Source organism: Gordonia sp. NPDC127522, assembly GCF_042672305.1.
GTDB classification, from domain to species: domain Bacteria; phylum Actinomycetota; class Actinomycetes; order Mycobacteriales; family Mycobacteriaceae; genus Gordonia; species Gordonia hongkongensis.
Genome location: NZ_JBHXVK010000005.1, coordinates 116,451 through 137,641, shown reverse-complemented (window position 1 = coordinate 137,641; position 21,191 = coordinate 116,451). Strand labels below are relative to the sequence as shown.

Below are 21,191 nucleotides of genomic sequence, written 5' to 3'. Positions count from 1 at the left end.
AGCTTTGCGGTGATGAAATCCGGATGAACGGCCGATGACGCCGGGCGACAGGAGATCCACGTGGTAACAGAAATCGATTGGGATGTGTTGCGGGACAAGGCCAGATCGATGATCGGTCGTGCCTACGCACCCTACTCCCGGTATCCGGTGGGCGCCGCCGGGATCACAGCCGAGGGCGGTGTCGTCGCCGGTTGCAATGTGGAAAATGTCTCATATGGCCTGGGTATCTGCGCCGAGGTCGCGCTGGTCGCGGCCCTGGTGAACGGGGGCGGGCGGGCGCTGCGGGCGGTCAGCGTCTGCGACGCCCGCGGGGCGGTTCTGATGCCGTGCGGACGGTGCCGACAGGTCCTTCTCGAACACGGCGGGCGCGAGCTCCTCGTCGACCATCCCGGTGGTCCCCGGATGCTGGCGGAGCTGCTTCCCGATGCCTTCGGACCCGACGATCTCGAGGCGGTCCGTTCATGACGGTCGACGCCCGGGAGATCATCCACGCGGTGTCGGTGATCGCCACCAAGCGCGGCGGGCACGAACTCGCTGACGCGCAGATCGCGTGGATGGTCGACGGCTACACCCGCGGCGAGGTGGCGCCGGAACAGATGTCCGCATTGCTGATGGCCATATATCTGCGCGGGATGAGCCGCCGGGAGATCGCGTCCTGGACGCACGCGATGATCGACAGCGGGCGCCGGATGGACCTGTCCGGTCTGCAGCGGGACGGGCGGCCGCTGGCCACCGTGGACAAGCACTCCACCGGCGGCGTCGGGGACAAGATCACCCTCCCGCTCACGCCGCTCGTCGCGTCGTTCGGTGTCGCGGTGCCGCAGCTGTCCGGTCGGGGGCTCGGTCACACCGGTGGGACGCTCGACAAGCTGGAGTCCATCCCGGGGTGGCGGGCGGAGGTGAGCACGTCCGACATGCTCGACCAGCTCGAGCGGGTCGGCGCGGTCATCTGTGCCGCGGGCGCCGACCTGGCACCGGCCGATCGCAAGCTCTACGCCCTGCGCGATGTCACGGGCACGGTCGAGTCCATTCCGCTGCTGGCGTCGTCGATCATGAGCAAGAAGATCGCCGAGGGCACCGGTGCGCTGGTCCTCGACGTCAAGACCGGTTCGGGTGCCTTCCTGCCCGACGAGGACGATGCGCGCGAACTGGCGTCGACCATGGTCGAACTCGGTCACGACGCCGGTGTCGACACCCGTGCGGTCATCACCGACATGGGCACACCGCTCGGACTCGCGATCGGCAACGCCGTGGAGGTGGCCGAGTCGGTGGAGGTACTCGCCGGCGGCGGACCCGCCGACATCGTCGAACTGACCCTGGCCCTCGCCCGGGAGATGCTCGACGCCGCCGGGCTCGTCGACGCCGACCCCGCAACCCATCTCGCCGACGGCCGGGCGATGGACACGTGGCGGGCGATGATCGCGGCGCAAGGTGGTGACCCCGATGCGCCCCTGCCGACGGCGCGCCACCACGACACCGTGACCGCGTCGGGCGACGGCATCGTCACCGAGATGGACGCCCGCGCGGTCGGCGACGCCGCGTGGCGACTCGGCGGCGGCCGATCGAAACCGGGGGAGGCGGTCGCGGCAGAGGCGGGAGTGACCATCCATGCGAAGCCCGGTGATCGTGTCCGAGCCGGTCAACCGTTGTTCACCCTCCACACGCAGGATGAGGACCGGATCCCCGGCGCCCGCTCCTGCCTGGCCGGGGCGACGACCGTGGGGCCCGACTCCGCCGAACACGCGGGCGGCGCGCGCACCAGTCCACTGATCATCGACCGCGTTAGGTTTCCATCATGACGACGCTGACCCCGGCGAACATCTCCCTCGCCCCGAAGGTGCTCCTCCACGACCACCTCGACGGCGGACTCCGGCCCGCGACGGTCCTCGAGTTGGCCCACGAGGTGGGATACGACGGCCTCCCGGCGGATGAGAACGGCAGGCAGATCGATGACGCCGAGACTCTGGGGCAGTGGTTCCGACGTGCGGCCGACAGCGGCTCGCTCGAGCGCTACCTCGAGACCTTCTCGCATACGGTCGCGGTGATGCAGACCGTCGGCGGGTTGGAACGCGTCGCGCGCGAGTGCGTGGAGGACCTCGCCGCCGACGGGGTCGTGTACGCCGAGGTGCGTTATGCGCCCGAACAGCATCTCGAAGGTGGGCTGACCCTCGACGAGGTCGTCGAGGCGGTGCTGCGGGGCTTCGCCGAGGGCGAGGCGGTCGCGGCCGAGCGGGGCCGGACGATCACCGTGCGGTGCCTGGTCACCGCGATGCGCCACGCCGCCCGGTCACGCGAGATCGCCGAACTCGCGGTCCGCTACCGGGACCGGGGTGTCGTCGGTTTCGACATCGCCGGCGCCGAGGCTGGGCATCCGCCGACCCGCCACCTCGACGCCTTCGAGTACATGCGGGCCAACTGTGCGCCCTTCACCATCCACGCCGGCGAGGCATTCGGGCTGCCGTCGATCCACGAGGCCATCGGCTTCTGCGGGACGGACCGGCTGGGTCACGGCGTCCGCGTCTTCGACGACATCGAACTCCCGGAGGGGGTCGATCTCGCGGCGCACTCGTTCGCGGGTGCGCGGCTGGGTCAGGTGGCGAACATCGTGCGGGACAAGCGGATTCCGCTGGAGCTGTGCCCGAGTTCGAATGTGCAGACCGGGGCGGTCGGTTCACTCGCCGAGCATCCGTTCAACGTGTTGGCGCGCCTACGGTTCCGGGTGACGGTGAACACCGACAACCGATTGATGTCCGACACCACCATGAGCAAGGAATTCGGCCTGCTCGCCGATCGGTTCGGCTACGGCTGGGCGGATTTCGAACGGTTCACGGTGAACGCGATGAAGTCGGCGTTCATCCACTTCGACGAGCGGCTGGCGTTCATCGACGACGTGATAAAGCCCGGCTACGCGGTGCTGCTCGGCTGAGCAGCACCGTCGCGGCCGGTTATGGGCGGAGAGGACTGCGCCCGTCAGCCCTTCTTGGTGAGCCGGGCCTCGAAGTCGTGCTCGAGCGCGCGCCACGCCTCGGCCTCGTTGTCGAACGGACCGCTGGGCGCCATGCGCTTGGGGTCGGGGTTGACGGTGTAGTCGACGAACCATCCCAGCGGGGTGGTGGTGCCGAGGGCCTCGGTGACCGTGCTGTCACCGGCGTAGTCGGCTGCGTCGGTGAAGAGTTCGACGGCGAGGTCGAGCTGGTCGCGATCCATTCGGCGGGGGCCGTCGGCGATGTCGTCGGCGAGACCCGGCAGGACGTAGACGTTGTCGTCGATGACGTCGAACTCGAGGGATCCGTTGGTCGCCTCGGTGCGGACCTCGTCGAACGTGGACAGGTCGGCGAGGTCATGCGTGTTGTCGTCGGCGAGGAACCGCGAGAGCGAACGCGCCGAGGTGAACACGAAGATCTTGCCCTTCGTGCCGAGGAACACCGGGTCGTCTCCGAGATAGCACCGCAGTGTCAGGTACTCGTTCGCGCTGGTGACGATCTTGATCGGGTCGATGCCGACCGACGCCCAGAAATCGTCGTCGTCGTAGTCGTCCTCGTCCTCGTCGTCCGTGTCCTCTTCGAGGTCATCGTCGTCCGCGGCGCCCGAGGACTCGGAGTCGGGGGCACCGACGATCTCGATGTCATCGTCGGTCGGCTCGTCCTCGTCCTCGGCGGACGCGGCGGCCTCGAGTTCGGCCTCGGCGGTCTCGACGGCCTTGGCGTCCACCTTCGGTGTGCTGATGACACCGTCGATGGCATCGAGCACGTCATCCCAGTGCTTGGCGATGAGCCGACCGATGCGCACCCAGAGGTCGGTGCCCTCGCGGCCGTCGAAGTTGCGTGTGCCGGTGGTGACGGCGCCCAGGATCGGGTTGCCGTTGAAGAACTTGGTGACCGGTGTCAGTTCGCAGACCTCACCGAGGATGCGCACGATCTCGAGTGCGTCCTCGAGTTCGGCGATGACCTCGGCGGTGGGGTCCTCCGCGGCGAGCTCGGGTACGCCGACGAGGTCGTAGCTGTGGCGCTCGTCGGGGACCAGTTCATCGGCCTGCAGGCCGACCACGGTCGACCACGCCGGGTGCTCGACGAGATCGTTGTCCTCGTTGGTGCGGATGAACGCGGCGAGCTCGGCGACAGAGGGAAGGACATACAGGTCCTCGTCCAGTCCGAGGAAGGCCTCCCATTCGTCATCGCCCTCACGCCAGCGGGGTGCCCACAGGGTGAAGCTGTTTCCGTCGGTGAGTCCGAGCTCAATCGGGACGATGTCTCCGGCCATGGGGACACAGCCTAGCGATTGTCGGCGGCGGATCCAGTAGTGCCCCCACAGACGGTCGGTGGTGTGCCGACGACATTTCGATGAACTCCTGACTCGCCCGCGGGTGCGACCATCGGCGCGGCTCTCATCGTGGACGGAAGAATCCTTCGAATGCCTGGTCGAGGTTCGAGGTGCGCACCGGCGAGACGCCCACGGGGTCACCGGCTTCGATCATCTGATTGTTGCCGATGTACATCGCCACGTGGCCGGACCACACCGCGAGGTCTCCGGGCTGCAGCTGCGCCTGGGACACCCGATACCCGGCGGTGTCCTGCTCCTGGGCGAGGCGGGGGAGTTCGAGCCCGGCCTGCCGGTAGGCCCACTGTGTGAAGCCACTGCAGTCGAATCCGTCGGGCGTCGTCCCGCCCCAGACATAGGGCACCCCGCGTTGACTCAGCGCGGCCCGCACCGCGGTCGCCGCGCGTTCGTTCGGAGCGTGGGCGACCGAGCCGTCGGGCAGCGTGATGGGGACGCCGCCGGGCGTGGGGACGGGCGACAGTCTGGCGACGTCGCCGCCTGCGACTCCGACCATCTCGGCCGGCGCCGTGCGGCGGGCCAGGGCGGCCATCGCCTCGGTGTCGGAGCCGAGCTCGGCGCGAGCACGACCGATGATCTCCACGCCGCGGCTCAGATGCTCGACGGCGATCGGCAGGACCGCGAGAAGGACTGCCGGAGTGGCCAATCCGCCGTTGAGGCCGCGGACATGCCGTTCCAGGGAGTCCACGAGGCCGTTCAGCGCGGTCGACGCCATGTGGACGGTACGGCCGGCGCTCTCGACGAGCCGGCCGAACTCGGCGGCGCATTCGGTGAGTTCGGTGAGTCGGCGCTGGTTCGCCGCGGTCGCGGCTGCGGCTCCGGCGGCCCCGGCTCCGTCCCACCGCGTGAGGACGGACTCGGCGGCCGACGTCGACCGCTGGCGCACCGACTCGACGGTGCCCGCTACGGTCCGGACCCGTTCGGCGGGGTTGCCCGGTGCCAGGATGCCGGTCCCCAGCGCGGCGATCAGTTGCCGCAGTGGCTCGATGAGGAGTTCGACGGGGATCACAGCGTCAGCTCACCGGCCGTCGCGATCCGGTCGGCGGCGGCGCAGTCGCAGTCGGCGTAGGACGTTGCGGCCGAGCTCGTCGTGAGTCCGACGCGTTCCTCGCGCGCCGTCGCGGCCTCGATGGTGCGACGGTGCAGGTCGAGGAACTCGACGACGGCGGTGAGGAACTCGATGCCGATGAGACCGAAGGTGATGGCGAGTTCGACCACGGCGGCGTCGTCGCTGCCGGTCCCGCCCTCGAGCATCTGGGCGTTCGTGCGGTGTGCGCCGGAGAACTCGTGCAGCGCAGACGAATCGGCGACCAGTCGGCCACCGGTGTCCGGGCCTGGCCGGGTGGGTGCGGGATAGGGATGGGGGGAGGACGGGCTCATGGGTTTTCGACGCGGCGCGGCCCCGTTGGGTTCCATCGGATTCTCGCGGCGACCCAGACCGGCGTGGTGGAGCTCGCCCAAGCGGCACGCGAGCGCCGGGGAGGAAATAGGGTGTCGGCATGGAGTCCCTGATCGTCGACCATCCCCTCGCAGCCGCGCGTCTGACCACGATGCGCGACGAGACCACCGACAACGCCGGATTCCGGGCTGCGCTGTCCGACCTCACCCAGATGCTGATCTACGAGGCGCTCGCCGGTGCGCCGCGCGCCGACGTCGCGATCAACACGCCGATGACCGCGCATACGGGATCGAGGCTGGCGTCCCCGCCGCTCCTGGTCCCGGTCCTGCGGGCCGGCCTCGGCATGGTCGAGCAGGCGCACGCGATGGTGCCCGAGGCGCATGTCGGTTTCGTGGGCCTCGCCCGCGACGAGGAGACCGCACAACCCGTGCCGTACCTGGAGTCGTTGCCGGAGGACCTGTCGGGGCGGCCGGTGTTCGTTCTCGACCCCATGCTCGCCACCGGCGGCTCCATGCTCCACACCATCGAGTTGCTGGTCGCCCGCAATGCCACCGACATCACCGCCGTGTGTGTCGTCGCCGCGCCTGAAGGGGTTGCAGCGCTCGAGAATTCGGGACACCCGTGCCGGCTCGTCGTGGCTGCCGTGGACGACGGGCTCAATGAGGTCAACTACATCGTGCCCGGTCTCGGTGACGCGGGCGACCGGCAGTTCGGTCCGAGGTATTCATGAGGATGCCTCGCGCGGCACGTCGCTGAGACAAGCCACACGTCGTCATTCAAGGGCCTCATGACCCGCCCTTATGTTCTTTTCGCCGAACGCTGCCGTCTGGTACTGGCAGGATGCTTCGTCGATCACCGATCATGGATGGCCGCTGCGGTGGGCCGCCGGACGGTTTGAATGCTCGAGCGACGGCCGAGAACGGGCCGACGGCTACCGCGTTCACGGCGAAGCCGGCATGACAGATCACTCCAGCCGCCCCACCTGTCACACAACGAACCCCGGTGCGACGTGAACGTCGAATCATCAAGCTACGCCTATCTCCCCGCCGGGACGTAGCTCCTATTGCCACGCATCTACTGCTGCGAGATCGACCGTCGAGGCGGTGCTGCGCCGATATGGGATGCCACTGTTGCGACACCTCGCCCAGGCCACCGCGCTGCCGGTACGCCGAACCCCGCCGCGCCGCTTAGATCACGGCGCTCCCGGAGGCCTCCATATCGTCGGCGACCACACTCGGTTGCGTACTCCGAGATCCTCACCGACGAACGCACAGAGACCGATACGCAATTCTGGGGCCGGGCACGCCCTTCTTCCACGCGCACGGCATCACGGACAAGAGTTTGTTGACCGACTACGGCGGCAGTTGCCGCCCAGGGCTTTCCGCGCGTGCCCTCGGCCCCGAGATCGCGCACCAGAGACCCGCAGTCCGCGGCAAGAACACCGTTGGAAGAACGAATTCCGAAACGGGTGTGACTGAAGTTCACCACTGTCATCGATCCACGCACTGCAATGCACAGTCGACGAAAAACGCTGCACAGTCGATGGTTTCGTAATTTCTGGGCTTGTGGAGTTTTCTCGTAATCGAATGGGTGTTCCTGTACCTTGGAGTCATGTCAGAGCTAGCCACTCTCCTCGATCAACTCATCGGAACCACCCCACCCGCCGACGACCCAAGGGGCAGAGCAACATTCGACGCCCTCGACACATGGCGCCTGATCCGCAACCTTGCTGATCATCAGATCGTCACCCACGCAGCGCAACTCGACGAACTCGGCGTCGCGCAAAAAGCCGGCAGTACCACCAAGAAGTTGCTGATCGAAAGCGGCCACGCACCTGCCGCTGCTCTTCGCACCGTGCGAAGTGTCAACGCCCTACCGACGCTGCCCGTGGTGGCGCGTCACGCGGCCGACGGGAGACTGGCTGGCGAGATCGTCGACGCCATCGTCCGAGGCATGCACCAGATCGACAAGCGTTGCGGTGAGGCGCTTTCCGACGACGATCGCTCCCGGTATGAGAGCGAGCTCGTCGCCCAGGCGCTGTCGGGCGCGACACCGACTGAAGTACTCAAGCACGCTCGAGCCATCGGCAACACACTCTGCGACGACTCTGACACCGGTGTACCGGCGGCCGACGACCCATCGCTGAACTCGGTCAACGCACACACCACCGACGACGGCCGCGTCGAGGTCCGTGCCGATCTCACCCAGTTGGTCGGCGAGAAGTTCCTGGCCATGATCGACGAACGGTCCTGTCCACGGCCCGAACCCGACGGCGCCGAGGATCGACGCACCGCCGAGCAACGCCGAGCCGACGCTTTCGAGTTGATCCTCGACCAAGCCGCACTAGGCGCAACCCTCGACACCGTCGGTTCGCCCCGCACGCAACTCATGCTGACCATCCCCGCCACCGGGGACCCGGCGTCGCTGCCGTGGACCGGGCCGGTCAGCCAAGCGACGGCGAAACAGGTGTCGTGCGACGGCTCGCTGACGGAGATCATTCTCAACGGTGAGGGCGTACCGCTGCAGATGGGTCACACTCATCGGTTGTATCCGGCACACCTCCGCAAGGCGATCATCGTGCGTGACGCCTGCTGCATCAAATGCGGTGCACCACCGTCACATACCCAGGTTCACCACGTCACCCATTGGGCCGACGGCGGACCCACCGACCTCGACAACGGCTGCCTGCTCTGCCAACGCTGCCACACCCAGGTCCACCACCACGGCTGGGACATCGTGATGGGTTTCGACCGTCATCCCTGGCTCGTCCCACCCGCCAGTATCGACCCGCAACGCCGACCGCTACCCGCCTACAACCGGCGCACTATGCGCCTCGACGAGGCCGCCTGACCGGCCGTCCGACAACCACTTTCACGTAGCACTTTCCGCACCCGGGCCATACCCGGGACCGCATCCGTTCCTTGACAACTCCACAGTGACACCCCAGAGGCAACCGCCCCCGTACGGGACCGGATCGTCTCAACGCGGTGGATGGGAACTGTTGAGCGCCGAGCGAGCGTCCGGCTCTGTGTCAGCGCCTCCCACCGGTGGTCTCGATACCGGTGTCGTCTGTGTCGCAAGCGAATTGGCGAAGAACCGAGCGGCAGGGTGCTGACGTCGGGCGCAACGGTCATCCCGTCACGCACGCTTCGAATTACGGTGACCGGGTACGCCGAACCGCGGTCAGCGAGTTTCGGCGGGTCTCAGCCGGGCAGCGACCAGTACGCGAGCATCGGCTCCTCGGTGAGCACGGCGCCGCCGTCGACGATGGTGAGACTCGTCGGCGAGACGAGATAACGGACCGAGCCGTTGCGCGCCTCGAAGGTGTCACCGATGCGGGTCGGGAACTGGAGCTCGATCCCGCCCTCGGGTGCGGCGCCCTTGTAGTACAAGCGGCCCGTCTGGGTACCGACCTGACAGATCACCACGCGCGACCGGGCGGTCTGTCCCACGGCCACGGCGGGGTCGTCGGCGGCGTTGCAGCGGGGACCGCTGGTGAATCCCTGCCAGTCCGCGCCGGCGACGGTGGGGGTCGGCCCGACCGGGGGCGGCGTCGTGGTGGTGGTCGCGGTGGTGGGGGTCGTCGTCGTCTCCGCGGGGCGGGTGACGGTACTCGTGAAGGTCGACGCCGACGGTTGTCCGCCGTCCGAGCTGTCGCGGTCCGCGGACTCGTCGTCCGCGGGGATCAGGAGCAGCGCCGCGAGGACGCCCACCACCACCAGCAGCACGCCCGCGCCGATCGCCACCAGCACCGCCGGCGACGACCACGGGGACCGCGGCGGGCCGGGTGGCACCGGGCCCTGCGGGTAACCGCCCGACGGATAGCCACCCTGGGGATAGCCACCTGGACCGCTCGGTGGATAGGTCATCTCGCTCCTTCGGTTCGGCCGGCCGCGGTTCCGTTCGGTCCTACAGTTCGCCGATGATCCGGGCCAACAGCTCGCCCATCCGGGTTGCCGACGCGCGGCCGACCTCCAGGACCTCTGCGTGGCTCAGGTGTTCGCCGGTCATGCCGGCCGCGAGGTTGGTGACCAGGGAGATGCCGAGCACGTCGAGTCCGGCGGCGCGCGCCGCGATGGTCTCGTGCACGGTCGACATCCCGACCAGGTCCGCACCCATCGTCCGCAACATCCGGATCTCGGCGGGGGTCTCGTAGTGCGGGCCGGGGAGCCCGGCGTAGACCCCCTCGGCGAGGCCCGGGTCGATACCGCGCGCGATCTGTCGCAGCCGCGGTGAATAGGCATCGACCAGGTCGACGAACTGGGCGCCGACCAACGGGGAGCGGGCCGTGAGATTCAGATGATCCGAGATGAGCACGGGTTGCCCGACCGACATGTCCTCGCGCAGACCGCCCGCCGCGTTGGTGAGCACGACGGTGTGGACACCGGCCGCGGCTGCGGTGCGGACCGGGTGGACCACGCGAGCGAGGTCATGGCCCTCGTAGGCGTGAATACGCCCCAGCATCAACAGGACTGGTCGATCACCGATCCGGACGGAGTGGACCACGCCGCCGTGGCCGGCGGCCTTGGGCGGGACGAATCCCGGGATCGACGCCATCGGCAACGAGCGGATGGGCCGCCCGAAGGCGTCGGCGGCGGGTGACCATCCCGAGCCGAGGATGACGGCCACATCGTGTGTAGCGGCGTCGGTCTCGGCAGCGATCGTGGCCGCGGCGACGATGGCCGCGGCGTCGGGGTCGGCGGTGGGCTCCATGCGCCAACCCTAAACCGTTCCCAGGCCCACACGGCCGCGCGTCGCAGCGCGCCGACCGATCGGGTCGGTGGCGAGGAGACCGGGAGCGATAAGGTCGGGACATGCCATTTCTGAACGGTGACGGGGAGGTCGTCGAGCTCCATCTCGGAGCGCGCGGTGAGGAGATCAGCGAGTCCAATCCGGAGAACCGCTTCCGGGTCGACTGGTTGGACGAGGTCGATGCACTGCTGGACCAGGTGGTCGCCGACCCGACACGACCGCTGGTGATCACGGCCACCGGGAAGTTCTTCTCCAACGGCCTGGACACCGACCACATCTTCGCCGCTCCCGACCAGCTGCCCGGTTACCTCGACCGCGTGCACGCCCTGTACGCGAAGGTGCTCACCCTGCCCGTTCCGACGGTCAGCGCCGTCAACGGACACGCCTTCGGCGCCGGAGCGATGCTCGCGTTGTGCACCGACCACGTCCTGATGCGCACCGAACGCGGTTTCTGGTCGCTGCCCGAGGCCGCTCTCACCATGCCGTTCACCCGTGGGATGGCGACGTTGCTGCGCACCCGACTGACCGATCGCACCGCCACCGAGGCGATGTACACCAGCCGGCGGTACGGCGCCGACGACGCGGTGCGTGCGGGAATCGTCGACGAGGCCGTGGACGCCGAGCTCCTCGTGAAGCGGGCCACCGAGATCGCGGCCGCCCGTTCCGCGACCGCCGGACCCAACCTGGCGCTGATCAAGCGCGGACTCCGTGGCCCCCTGCTCGACGACCTCGCACGTCAGACCCCGCCCGGAGTCTTCTGATGTCGGCCGCGGGAGCGGATTTCGCCGCGGCGGACGATCCCATCGACGCCTGGCTCGCCGAGCACGGCGGCGATCTCATCGCGTGGCGCCGGCAGATCCATGCGCATCCGGAACTGTCCCGGCAGGAGGTCCGCACCACCGAGCTGGTGATGAGCGAGCTCACCGCCGCCGGACTCACCCCGCGCCGGCTGCCGCTGGGCACCGGAGTGGTGTGCGACCTCGGTCCTGCCGGTGAGCCCCGCATCGCGCTGCGCGCGGACATGGATGCCCTGCCGGTGACCGAACACACCGGCCTGCCGTTCACCTCGGCGGTGGAGGGCGCGTCGCACTCGTGCGGTCACGACGCGCACACGGCCATCCTGATCGGCGTCGCGAAGCTCCTCGCCGCTGCCGAACCACTTCCGGTCGGCGTGCGTCTGATCTTCCAGGCCGCCGAGGAGGTCATGCCCGGCGGAGCCCTCGACGCCATCGAGGCGGGCGTCACCACCGGTCTCGGCCGCATCTTCGCCCTGCACTGCGACCCGCGCCTGCCGGTCGGCACGGTCGGCCTGCGGTCGGGCCCGTTGACGTCCGCGGCCGACCACATCGATCTGCAGCTGCACTCGGCCGGCGGGCACACGTCGCGGCCGCACCTCACCGGGGATCTCATCTACGCGATGGGCACGGTGATCACCGGCCTGCCCGGGGTGCTGTCGCGACGGATCGACCCGCGTTCGGGCACGGTGATGGTGTGGGGCGCGGCGAACGCCGGCAGCGCCGCCAACGCCATCCCGCAGGAAGGTCGCATGCGCGGCACGGTCCGCACCGGCGATCACGCCACCTGGGCCCAGCTCGAACCGCTGGTCCGCAGCGTCGTCGGCGAGCTGCTGGCACCGCTCGGCGTCCGGTACGACCTCTCGTACTTCCGCGGGGTGCCGCCGGTCGTCAACGACGAGGTCGCGGTCGGGATGTTCGAACGGTCCGTCGCCGCGATCGGGTCCAAGGCGATCGCGGACACCCCGCAGTCACCCGGCGGCGAGGACTTCTCCTGGTATCTCGAACACGTCCCGGGAGCGATGGCCCGCCTCGGCGTGTGGGACGGATTCGGACCGCAGGTCGATCTGCACGCGCCCAACTTCGATCTCGACGAACGTGCCCTCGCAATCGGTGTGCGCGCGCTCGCCGGGATCGTGCTGAACGCGACCAGCGCCGCCGGCTAGGACACCTCGGTCTATTCCGCGGGCCCCGGCCCGGGTCCGACATTGCGCGACTCGCGCAACCGGAGGTCCTGCACATACTCCGCGGGTGCGCCGGCGATCTCCGCGGCCTCGGCCATGACGCCGAGGTAGCGCGCCGAGGGCAACCCGCCCTCGAAGGCGTCGAGGACGTACAACCAGGCCAGTACCGGGCCGTCGTCGGTGTCGACGCGGGCGCGGATCTTGCGGTGGATGCCGAGCTCGGAGCCCTCCCACCGGTCGAGCAGATCCTCGTCCTCGGTGGTGACGTCGTAGAGAACCACGAACACCCGGGCGTCGGGGTCGTCGCGGTCCTCGGTGACCGTGGCCAGGGACCCCTCCCACCCGATGTCGCCGCCGCCGAACGTCAGACGCCAGCCGCGGAGCCATCCGGTGCCCGACATCGGGGAGTGCGGCGCGCGCTCGGCCATCTGCTCGGGATGCATGTTGGATCCATAGGCGGCGTAGATGGGCACGGATGGAGCCTAGATGGTCTCCGCCGAGTCCGGAAGGCGACACCGTGGCCCGGCCCCGGTGTGCGACCACGTTCACAACGACGGACCCGCCCGACTAGTTTGGTAGGCGGCGCGAACGGGGTCGACCGTCTCGCGCGACCCGAGGAGCGTGTCACCCCGCGTTCCCGTCGAGCCACGACACACAGCCGGGCGCAGCTTCCCCACGAAGGACGCGGCGAGCCGGCGTGGAGAACAGGAGTCACAGTGACCAGGATCGTCATCATCGGCGGCGGACCCGCGGGTTACGAGGCGGCGCTCGCGGCGGCCGCCTACGGGGCCGACATCACGGTGATCGATTCGGACGGGATCGGCGGTGCCTGCGTGTTGTGGGACTGCGTCCCGTCCAAGACGTTCATCGCGTCCACCGGCATCCGCACCGAGGTCCGTCGCGCCGTCGATCTGGGCATCAACATCAAGACCGACGACACCTCCGTCACATTGCCGCAGATCCACCAGCGGGTCCGCGACCTCGCGTTCGCCCAGTCCGCGGACATCCGCTCACGACTCATCAGCGAAGGCGTGACACTCGTCTCCGGTACCGCGGTTCTCGACGAGCGGCAGGTCGGCGTCTCGACGCACACCGTCGTCGCGACCCTCGCCGACGGAACCACCGAACGTTACGACGGCGATGTGGTCCTGCTGGCGACCGGCGCCTCGCCCCGCGTGCTGCCCGACGCCCAACCCGACGGCGAGCGCATCCTCACCTGGCGTCAGCTCTACGACCTCGAGGAGCTGCCCGAACACCTCGTCGTCATCGGTTCCGGCGTCACCGGCGCCGAGTTCGTCCACGCCTACACCGAACTGGGCGTCAAGGTGACGCTCGTGTCGAGCCGCGACCGGGTCCTCCCGCACGAGGACGAGGACGCCGCGCTGGTGCTCGAGGACGCACTCGCCGAACGCGGCGTCGAACTGGTCAAGCACGCCCGCGCCGACAAGGTCGAGCGGCACGGCGATTCGGTCACCGCGCATCTGGCCGACGGCTCGACCGTGACCGGCAGCCACGTGCTGATGACCGTCGGTTCGGTCCCCAACACCACCGATCTCGGACTCGATCGTGCCGGGGTCGCGGTCGGCAAGGGCGGTTACATCGAGGTCGACCGGGTGTCCCGCACGTCGGTCGCGGGGATCTATGCGGCCGGCGACTGCACCGGGCTGTTCCCGCTGGCATCGGTGGCCGCCATGCAGGGCCGCATCGCGATGTACCACGCACTCGGCGAGGGCGTGAGCCCGATCAAGCTGAAAACCGTTGCGTCCGCCATCTTCACGCGTCCGGAGATCGCCACGGTGGGGGTGTCGCAGAACGCCATCGACACCGGTGAGTACCCGGCGCGCACCGTGATGCTGCCGTTGGCCACCAACCCGCGCGCCAAGATGAGCGGTCTGCGCCGGGGCTTCGTGAAGATCTTCTGCCGGCCGGCCACCGGTGTGGTCATCGGCGGCGTCGTGGTCGCACCGAACGCCTCCGAACTGATCCTGCCCATCGCCCTCGCGGTGCAGAACAAGCTCACCGTCGGCGACCTGGCCCAGACGTTCTCGGTGTACCCGTCGCTGACCGGGTCCATCACCGAGGCGGCGCGGCAGCTGGTTCGGCACGACGACCTGGACTGAGCGCCGCCCGCCCACTGTGCACAGCCGGTGCCGGTGTGCGCCGCCGGGTGCGTCGTCACGGTAGGGTCGGACGAATTCGTTCGTCCCGGCCGGCGACCAGGGGGGTGTCGTGAGCTCGCCGCAGCAGTCCTACAACACCTACGGCAGTCGCAACGACCGCGCGTTCGCTCGCGGTCGCACGCAGTGGGCGGGCATGAGCATCGACGAGATCCTCGACGTCCTGAGCACGATGGAACCCGGTCGTGCCGGCGGTGACGTCAACACGATCCTGCAGGCGATCGAGTCCGTCCGCCGCGCGGCCGAACGGATGCACGCGATGTTCGGCGACGGCATGCTCGGTCAGGCTTCCGACGCAGCGCTGGAGGCGGGCCGGTCGCTGTCGGCCGATCTGGCGACGACCTCGGAGACCGCCGGCCAGATCGGGGATGCGCTGGCCGGCGCGACGGGCATCCTCGGATCGGCTCGCGGTCAGGAGGGGCGGTTGCGTGAGCTGCAGCAGCACATCCGTGACAATCCCGAGGACGCGCCGGCTGTCCGGCATGAGGTCGACCGGGCGATGACGGGCGCCTACTCCTCGCCGATGATCGGGCTGCAGCGCTCCCTGCCGAACGACCCGACCGGGGCGAACGGGGTGACCGCAGGACTCGGCTTCGGGCCGACCGCCGGCGCCGCGGGCTCCGGGCCGGACGCTCCCCGCGGTCAGGCCGCCAACACCGTCGACGCCGGCGACTTCGGGCGTGCCACTCCGACTGCCGGGCCGGTGCCGGTCGCTGCGGGCGGTCCACCACCCGGTGGCGGCGGACCCGGTGCGTCGTCGACGCCGCCAGGGCCGGCGGGTCCGGGCGGCGGACCATCCGGTCGTGGCAACACAGACGGCCCCGACGGGTTGGTGCGTGGTGGTCGGGCGACGCCCGAGTCGACGACCCGCGGCGCCGCGGCTCCCGAAACGCACCGGTCGGGAGGCGCCGACGGGATCGGCGAGAACAGCGGATCCGGTTCCGGTGGCGGTGCGCCGGCGAGTGGAGGCGCCGGGGTCCCGGTCGCGATGCCCGCTCCCGGCTTGCTCCCACCCGCGTCGGCGCCGACGCCGACCCCGGTCGCCGGCGGCTCACCGACGCCGGCGACCCCCGCCACCGCCGGGCCGGTTGCCCAGCGCCCGACGGGGATGCCGCTCGCCGGGGCCCCGGGCGGCGGACGGCGGCCCGGCGCCGACGACGACAGCCACCGGGCAGCGCCGTACCTGCACACTCGGGAACACGGCGCGCAGCTCGTCGGCGACATGCCGCTCGTCGGTCCGCCCGTCATCGGCGACTGGATCCGGCAGGCATCCCCGGCGGTCGACGACGCCGCGCCGGCCGGGCCGGATCAGGCCTTGTCCCTGCGGCCCGCGGCACCCGGCGACGCCGTCTCCCGGACCCCCGTCGACGGTGCGGCGCAGGAGGTCTCGGACGACACCGATGCACCGTCGGGCGGTTCGGCCACGTCGAGACCGGAGACCGTGTGAACGCCGGGCTGAAGCGTGTCGACCGGTTACCGGGCGGCGTCGCCCGCCTCGTCGACTCGGTGCCCGACGAGGACCTCACGGCGTGTCTGCACCTGATCGTCGCGACCGTCCTGGACGTCACGGCGGTCTCGACGCCCGAGATCCGGGAGGCGATCAGCCAGTGGCGGCGGCAGGGCGGTGCGTCGACGGCCGGCATCGCACGTCTGCGGCTCGTCGCGGCACAGCACGACTTCGACGCCTTCGCGCATCAGCGTCGTGGCGACGTGGACGCCCAGCGCGACAGCTTCCGCCGCGCCCGCGCCGTCGACTGCCTGGTGGCCGCGATGTCGACGCCCGCCGCTGGTGAGTCGCTGCGCGATGCGCTCCGCGAATCGGCCTACGAGGCCGCCGCGGCGCTCGGCGGCACCGCCGGTGTGGTCGCCATCCTCGCCGACCACGTGATGTGAGGCAGCGGCGCCGTCGCGCCGGTCAGGTCAGGCCGAAGCTGTGCTCGACGGCTCGGTTCCATCCCGCGTAGAGGCGGTCGCGGTCGTCGGCGGCCATCCCGGGCTCCCACCGGCGGTCTTCGGCCCAGTTGGCGCGGATGTCGTCCTCGCTCTCCCAGAAACCGACGGCCAGGCCGGCCGCATAGGCCGCGCCCAGAGCGGTCGTCTCGTTCACGACCGGCCGCACGACGGGTACGTCGAGGATGTCGGCCTGGAACTGCATGAGCAGTTCGTTCACGACCATCCCGCCGTCGACCTTGAGCGTCGACAGTTCGACCCCGGAGTCGGCCTGCATCGCCTCGATGACCTCCCGCGTCTGAAAGGCGCTGGCCTCCAGTGCGGCTCGGGCGATGTGGCACCTGTCGGCGAACCGGGTGAGACCCACGATGACGCCGCGGGCATCGGGGCGCCAGCGCGGCGCGAAGAGTCCGGAGAACGCCGGCACGAAGTAGACACCGCCGTTGTCGTCGGCCCCGGCCGCCAGTTTCTCGACGTCAGATGCCTGCGGGATCAGGCCGAGATTGTCACGCAGCCACTGGATGAGCGAACCGGTCACCGCGATCGAACCCTCGAGCGCATAGCGGGCCGGCTCGTCGCCGATGCGGTAGCAGACTGTGGTGAGCAGTCCGTGCTCACTGAAGACCGGCTCGGTACCGGTGTTGAGAAGCAGGAAGTTCCCGGTGCCGTAGGTGTTCTTGGCCTCGCCGGGGTCCAGGCAGGCCTGGCCGAACGTCGCTGCTTGCTGGTCCCCGAGGATGCCCGCCAGCGGCACGCCCGGTAGCGGGCCGTTGCCGCGAAGGGCGCCGAAATCGCCCGAGGAGCTGCGGATCTCGGGCAGCATGGCCATCGGGATGCCCATCTCGGCGCAGATGTCGGGATCCCACTGCTGAGTCCGGAGGTCCATGAGCATCGTCCGCGAGGCGTTCGTGACGTCGGTGACGTGCTGACCGCCGTCGACGCCGCCGGTCATGTTCCATGCCATCCAGGAATCCATGGTGCCGAAGCACAATTCACCGTTCTCGGCGCGTTCGCGGAGGCCGTCCACCGAGTCGAGGAGCCAGCGGGCCTTCGGGCCGGCGAAATAGGTGGACAGCGGCAACCCGGTGCGGTCGCGGTAGCGGTCCATGCCCACGTCGCCGGCGAGCTCGGTGCACAGGTCGCCGGTGCGCGTGTCCTGCCAGACGATGGCGTTGTGCACCGGCTTGCCGGTCACGCGATCCCAGATCACGGTCGTCTCGCGCTGGTTGGTGAGTCCGCACGCGACGATGTCCTTGGCGGTCAGCTCGGCCGAGGCGAGGGCCGCGGCGCCGACGCGGCGCGTGTTGCGCCAGATCTCGGCGGCGTCGTGTTCCACCCAGCCCGCGCGCGGAAAGATCTGTTCGTGTTCGAGCTGTTCGACGCCGACGACGCGGCCCTCGTGATCGAAGATCATCGCCCGGGTCGAGGTGGTGCCCTGGTCGATCGCCGCCACGTATTTGCCTGACCTACCCACGCCGGACAGTGTCGCACGCTGTCCGACCCACCGAGATCAATTAGGCTCGGCAACCATGAACACCGAGTTCAACCCGGACCGGCCCGCCGACATGGGGCCCCTCTACCGCGCCGAGGCGTGGCGGAGGTTCGGGGAGGAACAGTTCGACGTGGTGGTCATCGGTGGCGGCGTGGTGGGTGTCGGTGCCGCACTCGACGCCGCGACACGCGGTCTGCGCGTGGCGCTCGTCGAGGCACGCGACATCGCCTCGGGCACATCGAGCCGGTCGTCGAAGATGTTCCACGGCGGCCTCCGCTATCTCGAGCAGCTCGAATTCGGCCTCGTGCGCGAGGCTCTGCGCGAACGCGAGTTGTCGCTCCGGTTCCTCGCGCCACATCTGGTCAAGCCGTTGCCGTTCTTGTATCCACTCACGCAACGGGTGTGGGAGCGGCCGTATGTCGGAGCCGGCATCTTCCTCTACGACCGGATGGGCGGCGCCAAGTCCGTTCCCGGACAGCGTCATGTCACCCGATCGGGTGCCCTGCGCGTGGCGCCGGCACTCAAGCGCAGCTCGCTCATCGGCGGGATCCGGTACTACGACACCGTCGTCGACGACGCGCGGCACAGTCTCACGGTCGCCCGCACAGCGGCCAATTACGGTGCGGTCATCCGGACCTCGACCCAGGTCACCGGATTCCTGCGCGAATCCGACCGGGTGCTCGGAGTCCGGGTGCGCGACACCGAGAACGGCGACGTGACCGAGATCCGTGCCCATTGCGTGATCAACGCCGCGGGGGTGTGGACCGACGAGGTGCAGGCACTGTCCAAGCAGCGCGGGCACTTCAAGGTCCGGGCCTCCAAGGGCGTGCACATCGTGGTGCCGCGCGACCGCATCGTCAGCGAGACGGCGATCATCCTGCGCACCGCCAACTCGGTGCTGTTCGTCATCCCGTGGGAGACGCACTGGATCATCGGCACCACCGACACCGACTGGAACCTCGACCTCGCGCATCCGGCCGCCACCCGCGCCGACATCGACTACATCCTCGAACGCGTCAACGAGGTCCTGGTCACCAAGCTCAACCACGACGACATCGAAGGCGTCTACGCCGGCCTCCGGCCGCTGTTGGCCGGGGAGGACGACGAGACCTCGAAGCTGTCCCGGGAACACGCGGTCGCGACCGTCGCGCCCGGGCTCGTGTCGATCGCCGGCGGCAAGTACACCACCTACCGGGTGATGGCCGCCGACGCCGTCGACGCGTGCGACGACTTCATCCCCACCCGGGTGGCGCCGTCGATCACCGAACGCGTCCCGCTGCTCGGGGCGGACGGTTACTTCGCGCTCATCAACCAGTGCGAGCACCTCGGACGCCGATTCGGGTTGCACCCGTACCGGATTCGCCGGTTGCTGAACCGCTACGGCTCGCTGATCGACGACGTGCTGTACTACGCCGACGGCGACAAGAGCCTGCTGCAACCGCTGGCCGCGGCGCCGCAGTATCTGCGCGTGGAGGTGGTGTACGCCGCGGTCGACGAGGCGGCGCTGCACCTGGAGGACGTCCTCGCCCGGCGGACCCGCATCGCCATCGAATACTCCCATCGTGGCGTCGACTGCGCCGACGAGGTCGCCGACCTGCTGGCGCCCCTGCTCGGCTGGACCACCGAGCAACGCGACTTCGAGGTGGCGACCTACGTCGCGCGCGTGGAGGCCGAGGTGGCCTCGCAGCAGCAACCCGACGACGACTCCGCCGACGCCCTGCGCGCCGCGGCCCCCGAGGCCCGGGCCGAGATCCTGGAGCCGGTGCCCGTTCCGAAATGACGGTGGCTCCGGTCGAGTCGGGACGTTGGCCTCTGTCTCTGCCCCCTGATGCCCCGGCACGATCGGGGTGGGGGAAGAAGGAGACGAGATCATGGTCGACGAATCGGTTCGGGTGCTCACCCCCGACCAGGCCTGGGATCTGTTGGGAGTAGCCGAGCTCGGTCGGATCGCACTGAGCGTCGACGGCCAGCCCGACATCTTTCCGGTGAACTTCCATGCGACCGACGGCCGCATCATGCTGCGGTCCGGCGAGGGCACGAAACTGTCGGAGCTGGCGGTGAATTCGCGAGTGGCGTTCGAGGCCGACGGACACACCGACGCCGACGGGTGGAGTGTGGTCGCCAAGGGGACGGCACGCATACTGGTGTCGCTCCGGGAGATCGAGGCGGCCGACCAGCTGCCGCTGCGCCCGTGGATCGCGACGATGAAATACAACTACGTGGAGATCACGGTCGACTCGATCACCGCCCGCCGCTTCGAGTTCGGGCCCGAGCCCGAGCGCTACCCCGTGTGAGGGGCCTCGGCCGGATCACACCTGGCACCGGGGACACCAGTAGACGGATCGTTCGCCGCCGGGGGATTCGAGTTCGCCCCGCCTCACCGGGGTGGCGCACCGCCGGCACAGCCGCCCGTGGCGTCCGTACACCCACATCCGCGCGTTCGGCGACGTGTTACCCGTGGTGGTGCGGGCCGACCGCATCCGGTTCGCCCACAGCAGGCGTCGGCTGAGGTCCACGACCGGCCCTAGGTCGACCTCGCCGACCGGCCGGGTCGGCAGGACCCGCCGCAGGAAACAGATCTCGCTGCGGAAGACGTTGCCGATTCCCGCGATCAGCCGCTGGTCGAGCAATGCCGCACCGATCGTCGCGTCCGGGTCGGATCCGAGGCGTCGGATCGCCTCCTCGCGATCGAAGTCGTCGGCGAGCAGGTCGGGGCCGAGGTAGGCGAGCGCGGCGTCGGGGTCGGCGAGCAGTTCCAGTACGCCGAGGTCGAAACCGACCGCCTCATGGTCGGCGGTGCGCAAGACGACGCGGGCCTGGTAGGCCGGGCGGCGCCACCGTTGCCCCCGCGGGTGCACGTGCCAGGCGCCCTCCATCTTCAGATGCGAGTGGATGCTCAGGGTGTCGCCGACACCCGGACCGCTCTCAGCGACGTCGATCAGCAGGTGCTTGCCCACCGATCGCACCGCGAGGATCTCGCGTCCGGAGAGGTCCGCGGTGGCCAGCGACGGGATGCGGAAGTCCGACGACTCGAGCACCCGTCCCGCGAGCCCCGCCCGCAGTCGTGCGGCGGCCGCGTAGACGGTGTCGCCCTCAGGCATGGTCCAC

Annotated in this window: 20 protein-coding genes; 12 read left to right on the top strand and 8 right to left on the bottom strand. The window is 69.5% G+C overall.

Annotation, left to right across the window (positions count from 1 at the left end):
• The first annotated feature begins 60 nt into the window (after positions 1-60).
• From ACFVHY_RS12245 to ACFVHY_RS12235, 3 genes are read left to right on the top strand one after another with little or no spacing between them, the layout of a single operon-like run.
• On the top strand, positions 61-465 hold the full coding sequence (locus ACFVHY_RS12245) for a cytidine deaminase (RefSeq protein ID WP_390272060.1): 405 nt from the start codon (positions 61-63) through the stop codon (positions 463-465).
• Positions 462-1,799 carry a thymidine phosphorylase gene (locus ACFVHY_RS12240; protein WP_390272058.1) on the top strand — a complete coding sequence of 446 codons (1,338 nt, stop codon included), beginning with the start codon at positions 462-464 and terminating at the stop codon, positions 1,797-1,799. Before ACFVHY_RS12245 ends, ACFVHY_RS12240 begins: the two co-directional genes overlap by 4 nt.
• A complete protein-coding gene (locus ACFVHY_RS12235; protein WP_068971758.1) occupies positions 1,796-2,926 on the top strand; it encodes an adenosine deaminase in 1,131 nt (376 codons plus the stop codon). Before ACFVHY_RS12240 ends, ACFVHY_RS12235 begins: the two co-directional genes overlap by 4 nt.
• Positions 2,927-2,970: 44 nt before the next feature.
• Here the strand turns inward: ACFVHY_RS12235 and ACFVHY_RS12230 are convergent, their stop codons facing one another.
• The 3 genes from ACFVHY_RS12230 to ACFVHY_RS12220 all read right to left on the bottom strand — a co-directional run bounded on the left by ACFVHY_RS12230 (position 2,971) and on the right by ACFVHY_RS12220 (position 5,715).
• Complete coding sequence (locus ACFVHY_RS12230; protein ID WP_390272056.1) at positions 2,971-4,260, bottom strand: primosomal protein; 1,290 nt, start codon at positions 4,258-4,260, stop codon at positions 2,971-2,973.
• Positions 4,261-4,384: 124 nt separating this feature from the next.
• A complete protein-coding gene (locus tag ACFVHY_RS12225; RefSeq protein WP_390272054.1) occupies positions 4,385-5,344 on the bottom strand; it encodes a C40 family peptidase in 960 nt (319 codons plus the stop codon).
• Positions 5,341-5,715, bottom strand: coding sequence for a type VII secretion target (locus ACFVHY_RS12220; RefSeq protein ID WP_390272052.1), 375 nt, complete (start codon positions 5,713-5,715; stop codon positions 5,341-5,343). The genes ACFVHY_RS12225 and ACFVHY_RS12220 overlap by 4 nt, the downstream gene beginning before the upstream one ends.
• A gap of 119 nt (positions 5,716-5,834) precedes the next feature.
• Between ACFVHY_RS12220 and upp the strand changes: the two genes are divergently transcribed.
• On the top strand, positions 5,835-6,464 hold the full coding sequence (upp, locus tag ACFVHY_RS12215; protein WP_058250653.1) for a uracil phosphoribosyltransferase: 630 nt from the start codon (positions 5,835-5,837) through the stop codon (positions 6,462-6,464).
• 860 nt (positions 6,465-7,324) lie between these two features.
• The gene (locus ACFVHY_RS12210) at positions 7,325-8,584 is read left to right on the top strand and encodes a DUF222 domain-containing protein (RefSeq protein WP_390272050.1); all 1,260 of its coding nucleotides are present in this window, start codon (positions 7,325-7,327) and stop codon (positions 8,582-8,584) included.
• 353 nt (positions 8,585-8,937) lie between these two features.
• Here ACFVHY_RS12210 and ACFVHY_RS12205 read toward each other — a convergent pair whose 3' ends face one another.
• Both ACFVHY_RS12205 and ACFVHY_RS12200 read right to left on the bottom strand, forming a co-directional pair.
• Positions 8,938-9,603, bottom strand: coding sequence for a hypothetical protein (locus tag ACFVHY_RS12205; protein WP_390272048.1), 666 nt, complete (start codon positions 9,601-9,603; stop codon positions 8,938-8,940).
• Positions 9,604-9,643: 40 nt separating this feature from the next.
• Positions 9,644-10,447: a purine-nucleoside phosphorylase gene (locus ACFVHY_RS12200; protein ID WP_390272046.1), complete on the bottom strand. Its 804-nt coding sequence runs from the start codon at positions 10,445-10,447 to the stop codon at positions 9,644-9,646.
• Positions 10,448-10,548: 101 nt separating this feature from the next.
• Here ACFVHY_RS12200 and ACFVHY_RS12195 point away from each other — a divergent pair, with 101 nt between their 5' ends.
• Together ACFVHY_RS12195 and ACFVHY_RS12190 are read left to right on the top strand one after the other, a co-directional pair.
• On the top strand, positions 10,549-11,247 hold the full coding sequence (locus tag ACFVHY_RS12195) for an enoyl-CoA hydratase/isomerase family protein (RefSeq protein WP_390272044.1): 699 nt from the start codon (positions 10,549-10,551) through the stop codon (positions 11,245-11,247).
• On the top strand, positions 11,247-12,446 hold the full coding sequence (locus tag ACFVHY_RS12190; RefSeq protein WP_068971766.1) for an amidohydrolase: 1,200 nt from the start codon (positions 11,247-11,249) through the stop codon (positions 12,444-12,446). Before ACFVHY_RS12195 ends, ACFVHY_RS12190 begins: the two co-directional genes overlap by 1 nt.
• A gap of 11 nt (positions 12,447-12,457) precedes the next feature.
• Here ACFVHY_RS12190 and ACFVHY_RS12185 read toward each other — a convergent pair whose 3' ends face one another.
• Positions 12,458-12,937: a gamma-glutamylcyclotransferase gene (locus ACFVHY_RS12185; RefSeq protein ID WP_390272042.1), complete on the bottom strand. Its 480-nt coding sequence runs from the start codon at positions 12,935-12,937 to the stop codon at positions 12,458-12,460.
• A gap of 243 nt (positions 12,938-13,180) precedes the next feature.
• Here ACFVHY_RS12185 and ACFVHY_RS12180 point away from each other — a divergent pair, with 243 nt between their 5' ends.
• The 3 genes from ACFVHY_RS12180 (at position 13,181) to ACFVHY_RS12170 (ending at position 16,534) form a co-directional block, all read left to right on the top strand.
• The gene (locus tag ACFVHY_RS12180; protein ID WP_058250647.1) at positions 13,181-14,584 is read left to right on the top strand and encodes an NAD(P)H-quinone dehydrogenase; all 1,404 of its coding nucleotides are present in this window, start codon (positions 13,181-13,183) and stop codon (positions 14,582-14,584) included.
• Positions 14,585-14,693: 109 nt separating this feature from the next.
• Positions 14,694-16,088, top strand: a complete 1,395-nt coding sequence (locus ACFVHY_RS12175; protein WP_390272040.1) for a hypothetical protein — start codon at positions 14,694-14,696, stop codon at positions 16,086-16,088.
• Positions 16,085-16,534, top strand: coding sequence for a hypothetical protein (locus ACFVHY_RS12170; protein ID WP_223258846.1), 450 nt, complete (start codon positions 16,085-16,087; stop codon positions 16,532-16,534). Before ACFVHY_RS12175 ends, ACFVHY_RS12170 begins: the two co-directional genes overlap by 4 nt.
• A gap of 22 nt (positions 16,535-16,556) precedes the next feature.
• Here ACFVHY_RS12170 and glpK read toward each other — a convergent pair whose 3' ends face one another.
• Positions 16,557-18,044 (bottom strand): glycerol kinase GlpK, encoded by a 1,488-nt coding sequence (gene glpK, locus ACFVHY_RS12165; RefSeq protein ID WP_390272238.1) that lies wholly within the window; start codon positions 18,042-18,044, stop codon positions 16,557-16,559.
• 76 nt (positions 18,045-18,120) lie between these two features.
• Between glpK and glpD the strand changes: the two genes are divergently transcribed.
• Positions 18,121-19,863 (top strand): glycerol-3-phosphate dehydrogenase, encoded by a 1,743-nt coding sequence (gene glpD, locus ACFVHY_RS12160; RefSeq protein ID WP_137809901.1) that lies wholly within the window; start codon positions 18,121-18,123, stop codon positions 19,861-19,863.
• Positions 19,864-19,954: 91 nt separating this feature from the next.
• The gene (locus tag ACFVHY_RS12155; protein ID WP_065630753.1) at positions 19,955-20,377 is read left to right on the top strand and encodes a pyridoxamine 5'-phosphate oxidase family protein; all 423 of its coding nucleotides are present in this window, start codon (positions 19,955-19,957) and stop codon (positions 20,375-20,377) included.
• Positions 20,378-20,392: 15 nt separating this feature from the next.
• Here ACFVHY_RS12155 and ACFVHY_RS12150 read toward each other — a convergent pair whose 3' ends face one another.
• A complete protein-coding gene (locus tag ACFVHY_RS12150) occupies positions 20,393-21,184 on the bottom strand; it encodes a DNA-formamidopyrimidine glycosylase family protein (RefSeq protein WP_390272037.1) in 792 nt (263 codons plus the stop codon).
• Positions 21,185-21,191 lie beyond the last annotated feature (7 nt).

Excerpts from the sequence above, each read along its gene's own strand:
- ACFVHY_RS12240 (WP_390272058.1), top strand. The coding sequence starts at position 462 with ATGACGGTCGACGCCCGGGAGATCATCCACGCGGTGTCGGTGATCGCC.
- ACFVHY_RS12235 (WP_068971758.1), top strand. The coding sequence starts at position 1,796 with ATGACGACGCTGACCCCGGCGAACATCTCCCTCGCCCCGAAGGTGCTC.
- ACFVHY_RS12230 (WP_390272056.1), bottom strand. The coding sequence starts at position 4,260 with ATGGCCGGAGACATCGTCCCGATTGAGCTCGGACTCACCGACGGAAAC.
- ACFVHY_RS12220 (WP_390272052.1), bottom strand. The coding sequence starts at position 5,715 with ATGAGCCCGTCCTCCCCCCATCCCTATCCCGCACCCACCCGGCCAGGC.
- upp (WP_058250653.1), top strand. The coding sequence starts at position 5,835 with ATGGAGTCCCTGATCGTCGACCATCCCCTCGCAGCCGCGCGTCTGACC.
- ACFVHY_RS12205 (WP_390272048.1), bottom strand. The coding sequence starts at position 9,603 with ATGACCTATCCACCGAGCGGTCCAGGTGGCTATCCCCAGGGTGGCTAT.
- ACFVHY_RS12200 (WP_390272046.1), bottom strand. The coding sequence starts at position 10,447 with ATGGAGCCCACCGCCGACCCCGACGCCGCGGCCATCGTCGCCGCGGCC.
- ACFVHY_RS12195 (WP_390272044.1), top strand. The coding sequence starts at position 10,549 with ATGCCATTTCTGAACGGTGACGGGGAGGTCGTCGAGCTCCATCTCGGA.
- ACFVHY_RS12190 (WP_068971766.1), top strand. The coding sequence starts at position 11,247 with ATGTCGGCCGCGGGAGCGGATTTCGCCGCGGCGGACGATCCCATCGAC.
- glpD (WP_137809901.1), top strand. The coding sequence starts at position 18,121 with ATGAACACCGAGTTCAACCCGGACCGGCCCGCCGACATGGGGCCCCTC.
- ACFVHY_RS12155 (WP_065630753.1), top strand. The coding sequence starts at position 19,955 with ATGGTCGACGAATCGGTTCGGGTGCTCACCCCCGACCAGGCCTGGGAT.
- ACFVHY_RS12150 (WP_390272037.1), bottom strand. The coding sequence starts at position 21,184 with ATGCCTGAGGGCGACACCGTCTACGCGGCCGCCGCACGACTGCGGGCG.